Source organism: Eisenbergiella tayi (genome assembly GCF_001881565.1).
Taxonomy (GTDB): domain Bacteria; phylum Bacillota; class Clostridia; order Lachnospirales; family Lachnospiraceae; genus Eisenbergiella; species Eisenbergiella tayi.
Genome location: NZ_MPDJ01000003.1, coordinates 592,774 through 609,814, shown reverse-complemented (window position 1 = coordinate 609,814; position 17,041 = coordinate 592,774). Strand labels below are relative to the sequence as shown.

Sequence of the window (17,041 nt, the reverse complement as noted above, 5' to 3'; positions counted from 1 at the left end):
CCTTTTTATGCTGTCCCGGGCATTTCCCTCCGCAGACTATCTGTCAAACAGCCGGTTTGCTTCCTCCGTCAATACGGCTGCCAGCAAATCCCCGCCTTCCGGCCCCACATAGGTAGATGCCGGCTCGCTGCTGTAAGAGCCTCCCGCTATCGCCGCCCGGGTGGGCAGGTAATCCGCATAGCCATTGCACAGCTGTACATGAAAGACATTACGCGCCCGGCATCCGGCCCGGATGCGTAGCCCATACTCTGTAAAAAGCTCAAAGGGATGTGTCACGAACACCGAATCCTGAATACGGAGTATATGCAGTTCCGCCGGGAAGGAATGACTCTCCTGCTGCAGGGCATAGCGTTCGGCAATTCCCACAGGCCCGTACAGCTTCAGCTGCTCCGCCATTCCCATCCTGTTTTCTTCTGAAAAACGGCTCTTGAAATCCCGGATTATTTTTTCCGCTTCTATGTATTCTTCCTCTGTCACCGTCCGCAGAGGCAGTTCCTTATGTACGATCTTATGTTCCAATACAGGCCGGTTCCATTTCCTTCCCAGGGCTGTACGGTATCCCCGCATGACCGCCTCCGCTATCCGTTCGCCGGTTTCCTCGCAGATTCCTGTCATGTCGATATTCCGGAAAACCTCATCCTCCTGCGCGCTCCAGCGTATCAGCTCCTCCTTATTCTCCTTACTGATGCGAACCAGATCCAAAGGATTCTGGTCACCCGCCGCCCCGCACAGGGGCAGGATATGGATATTCCCCAGCTTCTCCCGAATATGGTTTCTGGCATAGTGCCAATAATCCGCGGAGATAAAAGAATGCAGCTCCATCACCTGGGCCGGGCATGGGATATTCACGGCAATCCCTGTGAGTTTTCCGGATTCATCCCAGGTATAAAGCATAGCCGCCGTATGGTCTGTCGTCCCTTCAAACCGCAGGAAATCCGTCCGGGAACAATCTCCATACATCCTCGCGCATTCATGATCGCCGGTCCGGAATACCGGGCGCCGGTTAAAGCCCACCACCGCATAATCCTCCGCTGTGCCGGCACTTCCTTCCCTGCGGTTCTCCCATGCATCCATAATCAGACACTCTATCCTGTCGGCCAGATATTTTTTCCCCTCTTCGCCGCACAGGATATTCGCCGGAGCCTCCGGAGCTTCTATTGTTCCGCTTCCCATATACCGGGCCAGCGTTTCATTTCCCACAACACTGAACCGGCTGGAGGTATGGGTATGTGTGGCACACAGGCTGACCTTATCGGGATCAGGCCCCTCCCTTTCCGCCAGCCTGCACCGTATTTCCGCCATCAGGAAGTCCGGAACCGCCACCGTATCCATGGATACAAATACGGCCTGCTCACCGCCGTTTTCCAGGACCAGCGCGGAAGCGGTGATAGAATCGTGTACAAACCTGCTCACCCTCACGTACATCTGTCCGGCCAGATATACAGGCCTGTCGGGTGTAATATCCATAGATGCCCAGCCTATCCGCATTTTCTTCTCCATAACTTTTCCTTTCTGTCTTTTCTGTCTGTTCCTTACCGCTGTGTATTTCTTATGAAGTGTATCCGTCAGTCTCCGTATTTCCGGAAGACAGGCACCAGCGCGTTATATAAATCAATATAGGCACCGAAGGAGCGGTCATAGACAGCCCTGTTTTCCTCTGTGGGGACAAAAAGCTTTCCTCTTCCGGATACTTTTCTCACAGCACTGTCAATATCAGAAAAAATACCGGCTCCCACACCTGCAAGGATCGCCGCGCCCAGGCAGGCGCATTCCTTTACCTGCACGGTCTCCACCCTTTTCCTTGTGACATCCGCCTTAATCCGGCACCAGATATCACTTTCAGCTCCTCCCCCCATAGAATAGATCCCGGACACGTTTTCCCCGATACCTTCAATCTGTTCTATATTCCGCCGCAGCATGTAAGCCACCGCTTCCAGGATTGCCCTTGAAAAATGCTTCCTCTCATGCCCCAGGGTCATACCATAAAATACCCCTCTCGCCATAGAGTTATATTCCGGATTGCTAGCTCCGCTTAAATGCGGCAGCATCACAAGCCCTTCACTGCCCGCAGCCGCCTCTTCCGCTTCCCGGTCAATCAATCGGTAAATATTCTCCCCTTCCCTGAACTCTTTGCTGAAAAAACAGCCGGCATACCATTTGAGTACCATTCCTGCCGTCTGCGACCAAAGGAGAATTGTATATCTTCCTTTTACCGCATGGTTCTGGCACGTGATGGGCCGTTCTTCACAATAGGGAACAAACCTGTCCACCGCCGCGCTCACTGCCAGGCAGGAGCCTGTGGTTTCCGTCACTTCTCCGGGGAAGATTTTTCCGGCCCCAATACTTCCGCAGGTCTGATCCAGGGCGCCGGTAACCACTAATGTATCGGGGGAAAGGCCGGTCTGTCCGGAGGCCAATGCGCTCACCATGCCTGCCGGCTGTCCGCAGCCTTTTCTATCCGGAAGCTGTTCTGCCGTAATATCCAGATAGTGAAGCATTTCCGGCCACCAGCAATCCTTATTGATGTCATATAAAAGGGAGGAGGCCCATAGGTTTTCTTCACATACATAACATCCGGTCAGCCGATAGATCAGATAATCCTCCAGCAGCAGGTAATGCGCTGTCTTTTCAAACACTTCCGGCATTTTTTCTTTCAGCCACAAAATTTTGGTGGCAGGCCAGGTGGCTGTCACATCTGCCTGGCCGCTTTTTTCATAAATAACTTTTTTCCCAAAATGGGCACGGATTCTGTCGGCTTCTTTTTCCGAACGATTATCCAGCCAGCAGATGGCGTTCATCAGCGGTTTGCCGGATTCATCCAGACAAATCAATGTTTCCCCCTGGCTGCTGACAGCTAAAGCCAGAATTTTTTCCGGAGGTATTCCGCTTTCCGCCAGCAGCTTTTTTATAAGCCTGCACAGAAGCGTCCAGTAATCCTCCGCCCTGTACTCAACCCATCCTGCCTTCTGCGTCAGGAGAACATATTCCTCTTTTACCATATGTACAGCTGCGCCTTCATCCGTATAAAGCGCCGTCTTAAATGAAGTCGTGCCCGCATCAATGCCTAATAAATATCCCGTCATTTTCCTTCTCCATTAATAGGGCCTGTCTGCCGCAGTCCCCGGCAAATCTGTCAGTTTCTACAAAATATCTATATCAGCCAGTCTGCACATGGTTCTTATCATGTCTGTATGGTTTCCATAGCTGACAATCGTATGCTGTCCGCCCACCTTCTGTGCAAGTTCCTCAATGGTACAGGAATCCGGATATATCGCCAGGCTCGGCAGCTGAGGCGCCGGAGCATCCCAGCCGCATTCTTCCCACGCACAGGGCTTTTTGGCATTTCCCGTATAGAAATGCATGGCGTACCGCCCCTTTCGGTACAGCAGCCTGGAACATGTAACATAACCCGGTTTTACCTCGGAAACATTCAGCAGTGAAGAATTAAGCAGGCCAAAAGCAGCAGGAAGCATAGAAACAGGTCCGTCGACAGCCGATTCCGGAATAAAATCAGGAACACCTGCCAACAGATAATCCTTGAAGAACTCGTAATATTCCAGATACGGCACGGTCTCTTCTGTGGCAAAATGCATCATAAGCTGTGTGGCTGAACCCAGAATATCATTTTCCGGTATCACTTGTACGCCGTATATACGGTTCAGCAGCATGAATACCATGGCAGGAGGAAAACCAAGAAGCTTTTTCATGCCGTCCACATCAAGCAGGGTAACCGCATCATAGCCTCTCTCCTCCACCTTTTTTCCGATAGCCAGCGCATAACGTACTCCTCTTTCCACTGTTTCTTCCGCCTGGGGAGTTTTGTTCCGGATACACCAATTCTGATCGATATAGGATTTCCATTTATCGATATCGGCCTGCCTGATGTTCTCCGAATTCTGTATCATTTCCAGCATTTCAAACGGTTCCGTTTCTATTCCCAGTACACTTCGCAGCGATGTCCCCTCACACTGCGTCCCATAAAGGAGCATGTCACGATATCCCATGGTACCGATGCGCGCAGTCCGCAGCCTTTGCAGCGAATAGGCGGAACGTATGAAAGCGTCAATCTTATCCTCCGGATGTCCCTGATCCATTGTGCTGTATACATAGGAATACCGATATCCCATTTCTTCAAATACAGGACGCAGCGCGGTAGTCCCCGCCTGATCCGCAGTTGTCACGATATGGCCGTTTTCCATCCATCCGCACAGCCCCCACAGGAGCATCGGTACATGCCGGAAACGGTCTGTAACGTGTATAACCGCATGAGAAGGAATCCAGCCGGCAACACAGACTATGAGACAGCAGAACCTGCTGCTCTCCAGTATACGAATGGCCTTATCCGCGGTTTCATATCCCGCATCATCCAGGACGATCCCTGCATCCACCAATTCCACACCCGGATTCTCCAGCACCTTCAATGCCTGATCATGTTTTGCCTTCAGACGTTCATATGGTGTGTTAACCTCTCCGAAACAAATGAATCCCACTTTTCTGACCATCATCATCCCTACTCCTATCTGCGTACTTGGCACGCGTCAATCCACTGAAGCATCTTCTCCGTTATATCTCCGGAAGCCCCGGCCTGACTCCCTCTTCTTTATCTGTGCAACTTTTATGCAAAAATTAATTTCAAAAGCCTTTTTCCAACCATTTTGCTCCTTTTTTCTTCATTTCACTTTGACTATATACTTTTTTTGCATATATGTCAATGATATTTGCACATATTTTGCACAATATTTTTTAATATATTGCAAACTCAAGGCATTATTTTGCATTACATTGCATTCTCCTTACTTTTCATGAGATTCAGCAGATTGTTGAGATATTTGGTATCCAGCACTATATATTTTTTTGCATTAATGATAGTGACATTTTCTTCACAATAGGCTATTATAAGAATATATAGTGCAATTTTGCATTAAGATGTGTTTATAAATATCTTTGGCTTCCCAATTTTTAAATAAACAGCTGCCGCGGCAGTAATAAAGCCATGGAACAGGAGGCAAACAATGGTTACATTAAAGGACATTGCCATAATCGCCAACGTAAGTACTTCAACTGCTTCACGGGCTTTAAATAATGATCCGCGAATCAGTCCGGAACAGACGCTCCGAATTCAGAGGATCGCGCAGGAGCAGAATTATATAAAACACAAAATACGGAAACCGGAAGGAAAGCATGATGATATATGGAAGGATGCAGGGATTATCGTTCCGGAAATCAATTCCGGCTATTATTCCAATCTCGTCCATATTGCATCCGACCAGTTCGCCAGACAGCAGTATTCCGTACTGCTTCGCTTAAGCGGTTTTGATAAGGATACCCTGATCCGGCATATATTCGGATTTGAAAAAACGGATATCCGCTGTGTACTCATTGTGGCTGACGATGCGGAACAGATAACGGAGGACGTATATCAGGCGCTGCGCCAGACCCGCATACCGGCCATGTTTATCACCACACAATACAATCCTCACATGGACTTTGACTCCATCTATGTCGATGAAACCCGCGGAATACGGGCGGGTGTGGAGTATCTTACCGACAAGGGCTACAAAAAAATTGGTTTTATAGGAGAAGAAATGACCCGCGGCAGGCTTAATGCCTTCCGTCAGATCATGTATGAAATCGGGAATCCTGTTAATGAAGCCTTTATTCAAACCAGTACTGCCAGAGCGGAAGAAGGCGGATACCAATGTATGAAACAGCTGCTGGCCAAGCCGGAGCTTCCGGATGCCATCTTTGCCGGTTATGATCAGATGGCTATCGGCGCTCTGAAATCCATTGACGAGGCCGGCCTCAGAGTCCCGGATGACATAGGTATCATGGGCTTTGACAACATTATCATGTCCGGTTATATCCATAAGGGCCTGACTACCATCGAAAATCCTCTGGAAGATATGATCTCCATTGCAGTACGTGTCCTGATGAACCGGATGCAGAACGAAGATGCGGTTCCCCAGCAAATAGCGCTCAAACCCGATTTGGTAATACGGGAAACTACCTGACATACAAACAGCTTTTTTCTCCCCTAAAAATAATACCCGCCGTCTGAACCGGATTTCCTTCCGGTTCAGACGGCGGGTATTTGTATGTCAGCTTCAGACTCCATATTTCTTCATTACATCGGACCATCGGTCCGCAATCTGCAGGATTCCGTCAACAGCAGGATGAATGAGATCCTCAGAAATCCAGGCAGGATTATCCAGGAGCTCCAGCCCATCCGTAAAGATCAGCTTCTCCCCTGCATATTTCTTCACAATTTTCCGGAACAATGCCGCCTTTTCCTGAAATTCCCGGCTGCCGTTAAATCCGAATATACTGGTGGCAAACACCGGCCGTTCCTCCCGGGAGAATACCTCCACAAAGCTTCTGACCCGCTCTTCGAACTGATCAGCAGTAAAGTTACCATACAGCATATTGATCCCCATTTCCACAGAAGCGAAATCCCAGTCTTTACGGCTCACAATATATTCCGCCATCTCTTTTTCCAGATAAGCGCTTCCGGCATAACCCAGATTCAGATAATCACATCCAAGCTTCTGCGCGATGCGGAAAGGATAGGTACAGGGCGCCGCCAATGCCAGGCTTCCATGCGTGATGGACGAGCCATATGCCAGATAGGTTTTATCCGGAAGGTCTCCTTGTTCAGGCGGCTCCACATCGCCTTCAATCCCAAGGAACAAACAGCGTCCATATGGCAGCACCACACGTATGACCTCCGGATTAAAGGGCAGGCCGCAATCTCCGGTCAATTTTTGCAGGATCTCCGGGTCACCGGGTCTGGGGATAGATATCCTGGTTTCCTGCACGCCGATCGCTTTACTGGAATTCTGCCATCCTCCCTGAAACGAACCATAGTAGATAAATGCCGTCATGGCCTCGCTGCCCGGTTCTGCCTTCAGGGATAAAACCGCTTTTTCAGATTTGATTTTAAAACGCAGTTCCACACCGGTGCTGTTAAAGCGTACCTCATCCCTGGCATTTTCATTTAACTGCAGTCTGACAGAATCAGGAACACGCTGCATGGCGTACCCCTGACTCTGCCTGACAAGGCTGTCCACATTATGAAAATCAATCCCCTGAAATATCATACCGGCTCTTCTCCTGTTCCCACGTTTTCAAGATCCCTGCAATTTCTCACAGCCTGCTTTTCATGCTGCTGCCTGAAGGCCTGTATCAGCTGATCTTTCCTACCGCCGCTACCCAATCCTCAATTTCCTTACCTGACTTATACACACGGCTTCCGTTAATCACAAGCCCTTCTTCCACCTTTGCATCAGGACACAGATTAATAAGATCATTTAAGCAGTCCGCCATTCCGCTCCCCTCATGTGTACAGAAAGGCCTGATAATCTTGCCTGTGAAATCAAAATGTTCCAGGAACGTAAATACCGCCATCGGCATCGTTCCCCAGTAATTGGGAAAACCAAGATAAATGGCTTCATAGGGTTCGATGCTCTCCGGGTAAGCCTTTAATTCCGGCCGCACATTCTGCATCTGATCAGACTGCGCCTGCGCAATGCACTCATTATAATCTTTCGAATATTCCTTCAGAGGTTCTATTTTAAACAGCTCCGCTCCTGTTAATTTCTGAATAACGCCGGCCACTACCTCCGTATTTCCTGTCTCCAGAGTTTTTATCTCTCCATCCACATAATTTTCATCCCCCCGCGAAAAAAATGCAATCAGTTCCGTCATTTTTTTACCTCCCTATTTTTTTAATACATGTATTATATATCCTGAATTCTTGCTTTAGAATCTCCTTTATGGTATCATTATATCAACTTTAGGTTTATACCTTACCGGACACACACCACAGGATAATTGACCAGGTTTCTTTTTATTTCCGGAGGCCACACATGTATAACCATATACTTGATACGTTTATAGCAGTAGCCGACTGCGGCAGTTTCACAAAAGCCGCCAGACGTCTGTACATTTCTCCAACCGCCGTCATGAAACAGATAAATACGCTGGAAGAACATCTGGATATGAAGCTGGTGGAACGCACACCATCCGGTATCCGTCTGACAGCGGCGGGGTCTGTCATTTATCAGAATTCCAGATTTATAATCGACTATTCGCAGAAAACCATTACAAATGCAAAAGCGGCCCTTCATGCCAAGGATAAGACCTTTTTCATCGGCACCTCACTTTTGAACCCTGCCAAACCCTTTATAGATCTCTGGCCCCACGTAAATAAATATTTTTCCGAATATAAGCTGCACCTCGTTACCTTTGAGGATAACCATAAAGGAATCCTCAGTGAAATAGAACAGCTGGGAAAGAAATTTGACTTTCTGATCGGCGTCTGCGATTCGAAGGAATGGCTGCGCCACTGCAATTTTCTCGAACTCGGCCGATATAAAAAAATGGTTTCGGTGACCAGAGAACATCATCTTGCTGCCAAAAAATGCATTAATATCGAAGATCTGTATAATGAGACCATCATGATGACCGAACGCGGAGATTCCGGCATCCTTGATTCTCTCCGGGATGATCTGGAAAAAAATCATCCTCAGATAAAAATTGAAGATACGCCCCAGTTTTATGACCTTTCCGTATTTAACCGCTGCGCAGAAACAGAAAACGTACTGCTCACCCTTGAATGCTGGCAGGAAGTCCACCCCGGGCTTGTTACGATTCCCGTAAATTGGGACTACAGTATTCCTTACGGGCTGCTGTACAGCCTTCATGCATCGGAGGAAGTGCTCAGGTTTATTGAAGTGGTGAAAAGTATGTTATGATTCTACATAGCATGGCCATTATCGCAGCAGGAAATCATATGAGTTAATGCACTTTATGTATATCCATATTTTTCGAATTCTTCTGCGATAGCGGCCAAACTATTATCAATATCAAGCAAATCCACAAATTTCACTTTTACGGTCACACCATCATTTGATATATACTCAATTCTTTTATCTATCGGTATTTGCTCAGTTAATGGATACAACAATGTAACATTTTCTGCACCATATTTTTTCTGGTATGCAAACATCTGGTACATATCTCCTTGGGCAATTCCATAGTTGACTTTTACTTCCGAAAGTACCTTCCATTTCGTATCCAGGATAAATACGACATTATCTGCTTTTCTATTAATAACTATATCTGGTTTTATCAAAAACTTTTTATCTGGTTTATCAAACAGATAATATGTTTTATCTTGTACAGAAACTGAAAATTCATCATTTTCTAATACTCTTGAAAGCCGAGCAGCAATATAGCTTTCAAAAAGTGTCTCCATTGGAAAAAGCAGCGCTACTGCAACTTCAGAACCCGAAAATGAAGTAAAGCTCTTCCCCATCAGTAAAACTCTACACCATAATAATGCAGCTTCATAGTCCTTCATATTACGATCTGGAATAATACTGGCATAATCACCTTCATAATCAGTTGAAGCATCAACCTCACAAAATTCATTCAGGAGTGTTCTCAAATCGCTTTTATTTCTTACAGAAGCTGACTTCTTATATAAATATAGAAGCGCAGCCTTCAATAGTCTGTTTTCAGGCCGATTGCTGTTATAATCATCATATTCAACATAGCTGCGTTCTTTATGAGCAAAATTATATTTGATGTGTTCCTGGAATTTTATTTTTCCTTTGAACAGCTGTTCATTGTTTTCAACAGTTTCATAACTACGTTTCAGACCATGCTTCACTATCCGAAATATTTCATCAATAAACATCCTTATAAAAACCTCAAAAAGATTCATTCTTTCGATATTAACACAAGATGTCTGCAATGACTTATATGGAGATATCCTCAGTGTCTTAAGCATTTCAACAAGCAGCCTTTTTATTTGGGCAGCTGCTTTGTCATTGTCAGATTCACATGACTGCTTTGAATAAACTTTTGGAAGGATTTCTATTACAGTGCCATCCTTCATAGTAATAATACCCACATAATTGCGCGCTGTGATTACTTTACCAGCACCTCTTTTATGGCTGATTCCCATAAGTTCCAACGCATCTGTTTTCTTGCTCTTGTTTGAAAGAATAAACGTTTCCAGCTGTTCAAAAGTATGTTTTGGCAAAGTTGCATAACCGGGTAATTCTTTTTCACTTATAAAAGAGCCAAATTCAGTTATCTGGTAAACTGTTCTCACCAGTTTTCCTCCCATCATTTAAATGGATCTGTAAGCAGCAATATTATCGAATGCAGAATAATTGATCTGATAGGTATTCGCTTCCTCTTGTTCTAAATTTGTATTCCCGAACAGTTCTCTGTAATCTATTGCCACTGCGATGATAAATTGTTCTTCCGGATTCTTTTTGTTGTTATCACCAAGCACGAGTCTTATCTTTTCGTAATCCTCATAAAAATATTCCTGCAGCAGCGGAATAATATTATTGGCAAATATATCCGCCAAAGTTTCAATTGTGGGTTCTTTCTTCAAAGGAAGAAAATAAGCATGTCCAATTGTATGTTCGCGATCATATAGAACACTGATTCTCTTATTCATCCTGACAAACATGTCTCGGATGGAAAGATCTTCAACAAATATATTTTCCAGTACTTCTGCATCCGGCTGCATTTCCCTGAAATGAAAACGTCTGCGGAGAGCTGTATCAATGGCGGCAATAGAGCGGTCAGCCGTATTCATTGTACCAATTAAGTACACATTATCCGGTACCCCGAATGGTCTTTGAGAATATGGCAGAATTACAGTAGTTTCTTCCAACTGCCCCACACGCTTGGATGTTTCAATCAAAGTAATCAACTCACCAAAAATCTTGGAAATATTACCCCTATTGATTTCATCTATTATAAATACATAATTTTTGTGGTTTGGCTTTACTACACTGGAACCATCCCTGTACTTTTCAATAATAGCCATCACATCGGCCAACGATACGGTCAGCCTGTATACTGATGACAAGGTCAGCGTTCTGCCACCATTAGCCGCCAAAATATCTTCATGAATCCCTTTAACAATCCATTTTACATTTCGCAGACGCTTCAAATTTTCATATCCATCACACCATTCATATTCACCGGTTACAATGCCAACTGCATCAATTGTAGTATTACTGTAACAGGAAAGTACAACATCACCGATTTTCATTTTATAAATAAAAGCATTCAGAACATTTCTGCCTCCGCTTTTAGAGAAGTCGGTACTTGCATCAATTTTGGGACCATACTCATCCCACCCGATACGGATATGCCCATTTTCAAGACATTCTGTTCTGGTAGGATTATCATAGGTACCATCTAAAGAAACCTTCCAAATGGTCGGCGAATTATTTAATCCAATATCTGCCTCTTTATTAATTACAGGCAGGTTCGCACATTCACAAAACTTCTTAAAAATACCGGCACATACATCATACCGGATTTCTTCATTCTCTTCGGTCTCGCTTTCCATAACAGGCCTGATACCTTCAATGAATTCTTCATATCCATAGGACTGATGAAATGTGGTTGACTCAATGAAACCATCCTTTTTATATGTATTGAATCTTTCCAGTATATCCTCATAAGGCTCCTTCCTGACAGAAGCGAGCGTTTTTTTCTCAATAATGGCAACTGCATAAATAACCGTACTGTATGTTTTTCCTGTTCCGGGAGGTCCATATAAAATCGTATTTTTAGCAACATCTGTATCAGATAAATCCTCTTCTTCCGTATATATATTATCTAAATCCAACTCTTCCAATGCCTCCTCCAACTCATCTCTTATTTTCCATAGAAAACGGTTATTCCCATCTTCCACTATGGGTTTACCAATAAATGCCACAGGCCAAAGTTTATTTTCTCCTCTTTGATTCAGACAATCCGGAAGTGCCTCCTTTATCTTGACTCTTTCACAAAACCTGCTGGCCAACAGGTTATAATAATTATGTGTTCTTCCATAAACATCTGCCAAATGAGCACAAGTACTTTCACCACCAAGCTCAATCATTCTTTTAAACATTACAAGATTCTCTTTCGATGTTATCGAAGAATCCTTTAGTATTGCAAGCCATACTTCCTTTGTCATTCCAGTATTATATTCATCGGATGATGGCCAGTATTCTTCTTCAACATTTTGGGGTTTATCAATTTCATTTTTCAGCTGGCTCCCCAAAAATACAACATCCATCGCCAGCAGATAACCCTCTTCATCCCGAAAACAATCAGCTGTCAACCGTTTTTTACTCATTGCAAGAAGTTCCTGATCCTTCTTTACTGTTTTCCAAACTTCAGAACACATCCGATTGCAGTTCTCTATTTTCCATACTACAGACCTGACTTTCCCTCTATCCTCAACATAGCCAGTCAAATTTTTGAACGAATTGTAGACCTTGGCTTTGTATAGATAATAAGTTCCAGGGAATTCAAATGTCAGATATACAGAAACCGCATGAAGATCCTGGTAATGATTCAGATGCATCATATGCACCGGTTCCCTTTCCTGTAAAACCTTCAGATATTTTTTAAAACCATCCCGGAAATCATCATATCTTTTCCCAAGAGGAACTCTTTCATCATACAACTCCTTGAATAAAGCTCTCACCGTTTCCGGTTCATTTTCTGCAAATTCACAGGCCACCTTATATGGATAGTACATATTAGCCGCAAGTAGGTTTGATGCCTTGCTGAATGCAACAGAAAACATTCCAGCAAAATCAGCTGTTTCTATATCCCAGTGAGACTTATACCATCCGATTGCTTCCCATTTATAACGTTCTTCTTTATCTATTCGTTCAAAATCTGCTTTATATGCGGCGACAATATCCTCAATAGCCATACCGCCATAATATTCCCCTACGTACTCATACTTACCATTACCAATGTTCAGGAAAAAATTATTTAACTCTGCAGAACCATTTTTTCCTTTGTTAGTCATGTTATAGCTATAATCACTGGGTATAATGCTGGCAGGCTTAATATCAAATTTCTGCTGCATCAGATCAATAATCTGTTTTCGGGTAAATTTTGTACCAACAGGATATTCTTTAAAACATTCCCTGTACTTCTCCGTTATGGTCATATTCACTCTTTGCCTTCCCTTTTTTATATAAAATAATTTTTTAATTACATTCTAAACTTTCCTTGCCATACGCTCCCCTGTTATCCCCTTCCCCCGTCAATCCGCTCCCGGTAAATCTCAATCTTATCATCCAGGTTATCCAGATATTCCGCCCATTTCCTCTGCTCCTCCACCACTGACCTCCTGTGCCGTACAAGCAGCTCCATCCTCTCTTCCATGGTTTCATCCCCCTGGTACCGTAAATCCGAATAATGCCTTATGTCCCGCAGAAGCATTCCAGTATCCTTAAGGCGCTTTATAAATTTCACCCATTCCACATCAGCTTCCCTGTAATCCCGCCTTCCGGCACCATCACGCTCCACATGAAGCAATCCTTTTTTCTCATAATAACGCAGAGTATATGCGCTGATTCCTGTCAAACGGGAAAATTCTCCGATTATCACTTACAAAACCTCTTTTCGCCTTTAACCTAAATTTCAAGCAACTTTTTAAAATCTCTTGACTTCGACTATAGTCTAAGAACTATTCTTTTCCTGCAGCCGAATATATTCTATCAAACCAGGAGGTAAAAAGAAATGAACAAATCAAGATTTGAGACAGGAATGGAGAATTTAAAGAAAATTGACGGTGACGGCGGAAACGCTGTCATCCGATCCCTGGAAAATATCTCCCCCGACCTCGGAACCTATATTGTCGAATTCGCATTCGGCGATATCTATGCAAGACCCGGACTCACACTGCAGGAACGGGAAATCATCACCCTCGCCAGCCTGCTGACCGCAGGCAGATGTGAGCCGCAGCTGGAAGTCCATATTTCTGCCGCCCTGCATGTCGGACTTTCCAAAGAAAAAATTATTGAGACCTTCCTCCAGTGCATCCCCTATACCGGTTTCCCCAAAGTCCTGAATGCCGTATTTACCGCAGACAAACTTTTTCAGAAATTGCCCTGATACCTCTTTTCCCGACCACCATCAACCTGCGCCGCCCCAGCCCGGCTGCTGTCACAGATATTTTTCTACCGTACACTGCTCATACAGCTTCTTTCCCAGCAAAGTAATTGCCTGCCCCGGACAATGATTTACACACCGGTAACACATCGTACAGCGTCCCCCCTGAACAGCCTTTCCCGACCGCAGTTCCATATTATCCATAGGACACAGCAAGACACATTTTCCGCAGCCAATACACTTATCCGCATCCACATGCACCCTATCCGTATAATCCTTCGTCTTACCATAAAACCACAGCCTTTGCCCAAACAGCCCCGCCACATGATACCAAAACCCAAGCCCTTCCCTCGGAGGCCTGTTACCTTTCAGCCCTTCCGCCGCCTTTTTTATTTTATCCCCCGCCGCTTCAATCAGCTCATGATTCTGCCGGACTGTCCTTTTCAAAGCCCTTTCATCCCCGATACAGTCCGGCATTTTCAAATGAACTCCCCCCACAATATCCGCTCCATATTTTTTGAACAGCCTTGCCGAACACCCCGTTCCGTCTCCACTGAACAGCCCCATAGTTGCTATCAGAAATATTTTTTTCCCAAAAAAATATTTCTGATGCTCTTCCATAAAATCACGGACAATCTTAGGCATATTACTAAAATACACCGGATACCCAAAAACAATTACCCTATTCTCCCGAATCGCTTCCACCGCCCGCGAATCCTCTATAGAAACCGCCTCCGCCTCCCCACCACAGCAAGCCAAAAATCTTTCAACACAATATTTTGTATTCCCCGTCCCACTAAAATAAATCCCAACCATCACCACACCCCTGCCCTATAAACATCTGCCAACCCATCTCTTACACAAACTTTCTATATTCTACCACATAAAAACCAATCTGCCCATCACCCCCTCCATATCCTCCCCCCATTCTCTCCTCCTCTTTTTATGCTCATTGTATATTCCCGCCAAAAGAAATATAATAAGACCATCAGCCAAATGATTTTGGCTCATATTACGCAACCTTCGCGTATGCCCCTATGCCCGCCGGTTCCGTGTCTGCCGTCCGTATGGGTCCCCGTGCTGTCCTCCGCCGTCCCCGGACATACAAGGGTTCCTGTAAGGGGCGTCATAAGCTCGCCGGTCCTTAGGCTGCGTCCTTTGCAGCCTTAGTACCGCTGCGTGCTTATCCGAGCGATAAGCAAAAACGACTAAAGTCGTTTCCCCTGCAAGGACCCTTGCATGTCCGGGGACGGCGGAGGACAGCATGGGGACCCATACGGACGGCAGACACGGAACCGGCGGGCATAGGGGCATACTCACACCCTACGCAAAATCACCCACAAAAAAAGATAGGAAGAAGAAATGAAGAAAATATTCTTACTTGAAGACGACCTTACAATCGCCAAAAACCTAATCCTTTTGCTCCGCTCAGAAGGCTTCACTGTCACCCACGCCCCCACAAGACGCGAGGCCCTTGCCGCGCTCGCCGGCAGCAGATTCGATCTCGCGCTGATTGACATCTCTCTGCCCGACGGAAACGGCTTTACGGTCTGCACGGAAATCAAAGAATCCCAGGATATTCCCGTCATCTTTCTGACCGCCTCCGGCGACGAAGCCAGTGTCGTCACCGGACTGAATATGGGCGCGGATGACTATATCACCAAGCCTTTCCGCCCCCGCGAACTGGTAGCAAGAATCAAAACCGCCCTTCGCAAAAGCGGAGTCAGCACATCCGCTTTTGAAATCTGCGGCCTCCATGTCGATACTGCCAGCGGTGTCGTCAAAAAAGACGGCAGCGACGTTTTTCTTTCTGCACTGGAATACCGCCTGCTGCTGGTATTTATCAACAACCCGGGAATTATTATAACAAGAAACCGCCTGCTCGATGAACTGTGGGATGCTGCTGGTGAATTTGTAAATGATAACACACTCACCGTTTACATCAAACGGCTTCGGGAAAAAATAGAAAAGGATCCTGCTAATCCGCAGATCATTCTGACCGTCCGCGGAACCGGATACCGATTGGGGGATGGAAATGCTTCGGAATAGGGAATTTCGGCAGTTCGCCGTCATCTTCTTTTTAATAGCCGCTGCTTCTGTGACGCTGGGGTTCGCTAACAATATGGCCGCAGGGATTCTTGCCCTGTTTTCTTCCTTTGCCTTCGGAACAGCTTTCTTCGTGTTTACAAAAGCCAGATACAAAAGCCTTATGCAGATTTCCGAGCAGATTGATCTCGTGCTTCATAATGCCGACCATCTATTTATTGCGGAATCGGAGGAAGGGGAACTTTCCATCCTGCAAAGTGAAATCACCAAAATGATGCTGCGTATCCGGGAACAAAACGACGCTCTGAAAAAAGAAAAGGAGCATCTTGCCGATTCCCTGGCCGATGTCGCCCATCAGCTCCGGACTCCTCTCACATCGATAACCCTCGTCCTGTCATTAATCGAAAATACTTCTGATGAAAAGGAACGGAAAAATCTGATAAGGGAAACAGAGGAACTGCTTGTACGGATGGACTGGCTGCTCACTTCCCTTTTGAAATTATCACGCCTTGATGCAGGAATTGTGGTTTTTCAGAAGGAGCAAGTTAATATAAACAGCTTAATTACTGCTGCACTCCAACCTCTTCAGATCCCCATGGAGCTTCATAATATCTCTTTGCAGGCCGATGTACCACCCGGAATAACCATAGACGGGGATTTCAACTGGCTGTCGGAAGCCCTTCAGAACATCTTCAAAAACTGCATGGAAAGCGCAGGCGATAATGGAAAAATTGATATCCATTGTGAGGACAATCCCATTTTTACGGAAATCACAATTCATGACAGCGGAGCAGGCTTCAAAAAAGAAGACCTTCCAAACCTTTTTAACCGGTTTTACCGGGGGCAAAATTCCAGCACCGCCGGATATGGAATAGGCCTGGCGCTGTGCCGGACCATAATCACAAGACAGGGCGGATCCATCACCGCCCGGAATCATCCCCTGGGCGGCGCGATGTTTGTCATCCGCTTTCCAAAGTGACGGATCTCTCACCGAAAAGTCACCGAAATGTAAGCTGAAAGTTCTATTATATGGCTATGAACTACGAAAGGAGACACA

General features: G+C 45.5%; 14 protein-coding genes. 5 read left to right on the top strand and 9 right to left on the bottom strand.

Features of this window, described 5'->3' with window-relative positions; all coding sequences use genetic code 11:
• Nucleotides 1–36 precede the first annotated feature (36 nt).
• The 3 genes from BLA28_RS14055 to BLA28_RS14045 form a co-directional block, all read right to left on the bottom strand.
• Complete coding sequence (locus BLA28_RS14055; protein ID WP_069158542.1) at nt 37–1,500, bottom strand: hypothetical protein; 1,464 nt, start codon at nt 1,498–1,500, stop codon at nt 37–39.
• A 65-nt stretch (nt 1,501–1,565) separates the two neighbouring features.
• Nucleotides 1,566–3,083: a xylulokinase gene (locus BLA28_RS14050; RefSeq protein WP_069158543.1), complete on the bottom strand. Its 1,518-nt coding sequence runs from the start codon at nt 3,081–3,083 to the stop codon at nt 1,566–1,568.
• A gap of 57 nt (nt 3,084–3,140) precedes the next feature.
• Nucleotides 3,141–4,508: a hypothetical protein gene (locus BLA28_RS14045; RefSeq protein ID WP_143131501.1), complete on the bottom strand. Its 1,368-nt coding sequence runs from the start codon at nt 4,506–4,508 to the stop codon at nt 3,141–3,143.
• A gap of 504 nt (nt 4,509–5,012) precedes the next feature.
• Here BLA28_RS14045 and BLA28_RS14040 point away from each other — a divergent pair.
• Entirely contained in the window at nt 5,013–6,011 is a 999-nt protein-coding gene (locus tag BLA28_RS14040) for a LacI family DNA-binding transcriptional regulator (protein ID WP_069158545.1), read from the top strand.
• Nucleotides 6,012–6,104: 93 nt separating this feature from the next.
• Here BLA28_RS14040 and BLA28_RS14035 read toward each other — a convergent pair whose 3' ends face one another.
• Both BLA28_RS14035 and BLA28_RS14030 read right to left on the bottom strand, forming a co-directional pair.
• Nucleotides 6,105–7,097 carry a GDSL-type esterase/lipase family protein gene (locus tag BLA28_RS14035; RefSeq protein ID WP_069158546.1) on the bottom strand — a complete coding sequence of 331 codons (993 nt, stop codon included), beginning with the start codon at nt 7,095–7,097 and terminating at the stop codon, nt 6,105–6,107.
• 85 nt (nt 7,098–7,182) lie between these two features.
• A complete protein-coding gene (locus BLA28_RS14030; RefSeq protein WP_069158547.1) occupies nt 7,183–7,704 on the bottom strand; it encodes a flavodoxin in 522 nt (173 codons plus the stop codon).
• A 161-nt stretch (nt 7,705–7,865) separates the two neighbouring features.
• On the opposite strand from BLA28_RS14030, the gene BLA28_RS14025 reads away from it, so the two are divergent.
• The gene (locus BLA28_RS14025; RefSeq protein WP_069158548.1) at nt 7,866–8,753 is read left to right on the top strand and encodes a LysR family transcriptional regulator; all 888 of its coding nucleotides are present in this window, start codon (nt 7,866–7,868) and stop codon (nt 8,751–8,753) included.
• A 53-nt stretch (nt 8,754–8,806) separates the two neighbouring features.
• Here BLA28_RS14025 and BLA28_RS14020 read toward each other — a convergent pair whose 3' ends face one another.
• The 3 genes from BLA28_RS14020 to BLA28_RS14010 form a co-directional block, all read right to left on the bottom strand.
• A complete protein-coding gene (locus BLA28_RS14020; RefSeq protein WP_069158673.1) occupies nt 8,807–10,120 on the bottom strand; it encodes an McrC family protein in 1,314 nt (437 codons plus the stop codon).
• Nucleotides 10,121–10,138: 18 nt separating this feature from the next.
• Nucleotides 10,139–12,991, bottom strand: a complete 2,853-nt coding sequence (locus tag BLA28_RS34230; RefSeq protein WP_242880639.1) for an AAA family ATPase — start codon at nt 12,989–12,991, stop codon at nt 10,139–10,141.
• Nucleotides 12,992–13,071: 80 nt separating this feature from the next.
• Complete coding sequence (locus BLA28_RS14010; RefSeq protein WP_069158549.1) at nt 13,072–13,434, bottom strand: MerR family transcriptional regulator; 363 nt, start codon at nt 13,432–13,434, stop codon at nt 13,072–13,074.
• A gap of 132 nt (nt 13,435–13,566) precedes the next feature.
• On the opposite strand from BLA28_RS14010, the gene BLA28_RS14005 reads away from it, so the two are divergent.
• Nucleotides 13,567–13,941 (top strand): carboxymuconolactone decarboxylase family protein, encoded by a 375-nt coding sequence (locus BLA28_RS14005; protein ID WP_069158550.1) that lies wholly within the window; start codon nt 13,567–13,569, stop codon nt 13,939–13,941.
• Nucleotides 13,942–13,992: 51 nt separating this feature from the next.
• Here BLA28_RS14005 and BLA28_RS14000 read toward each other — a convergent pair whose 3' ends face one another.
• The gene (locus BLA28_RS14000; RefSeq protein ID WP_069158551.1) at nt 13,993–14,754 is read right to left on the bottom strand and encodes an EFR1 family ferrodoxin; all 762 of its coding nucleotides are present in this window, start codon (nt 14,752–14,754) and stop codon (nt 13,993–13,995) included.
• Nucleotides 14,755–15,300: 546 nt separating this feature from the next.
• Between BLA28_RS14000 and BLA28_RS13995 the strand changes: the two genes are divergently transcribed.
• Together BLA28_RS13995 and BLA28_RS13990 are read left to right on the top strand one after the other, a co-directional pair.
• Complete coding sequence (locus BLA28_RS13995) at nt 15,301–15,987, top strand: response regulator transcription factor (RefSeq protein ID WP_009250411.1); 687 nt, start codon at nt 15,301–15,303, stop codon at nt 15,985–15,987.
• Nucleotides 15,974–16,963 (top strand): sensor histidine kinase, encoded by a 990-nt coding sequence (locus BLA28_RS13990; RefSeq protein ID WP_069158675.1) that lies wholly within the window; start codon nt 15,974–15,976, stop codon nt 16,961–16,963. The genes BLA28_RS13995 and BLA28_RS13990 overlap by 14 nt, the downstream gene beginning before the upstream one ends.
• The last annotated feature ends 78 nt before the right edge of the window (nt 16,964–17,041 follow it).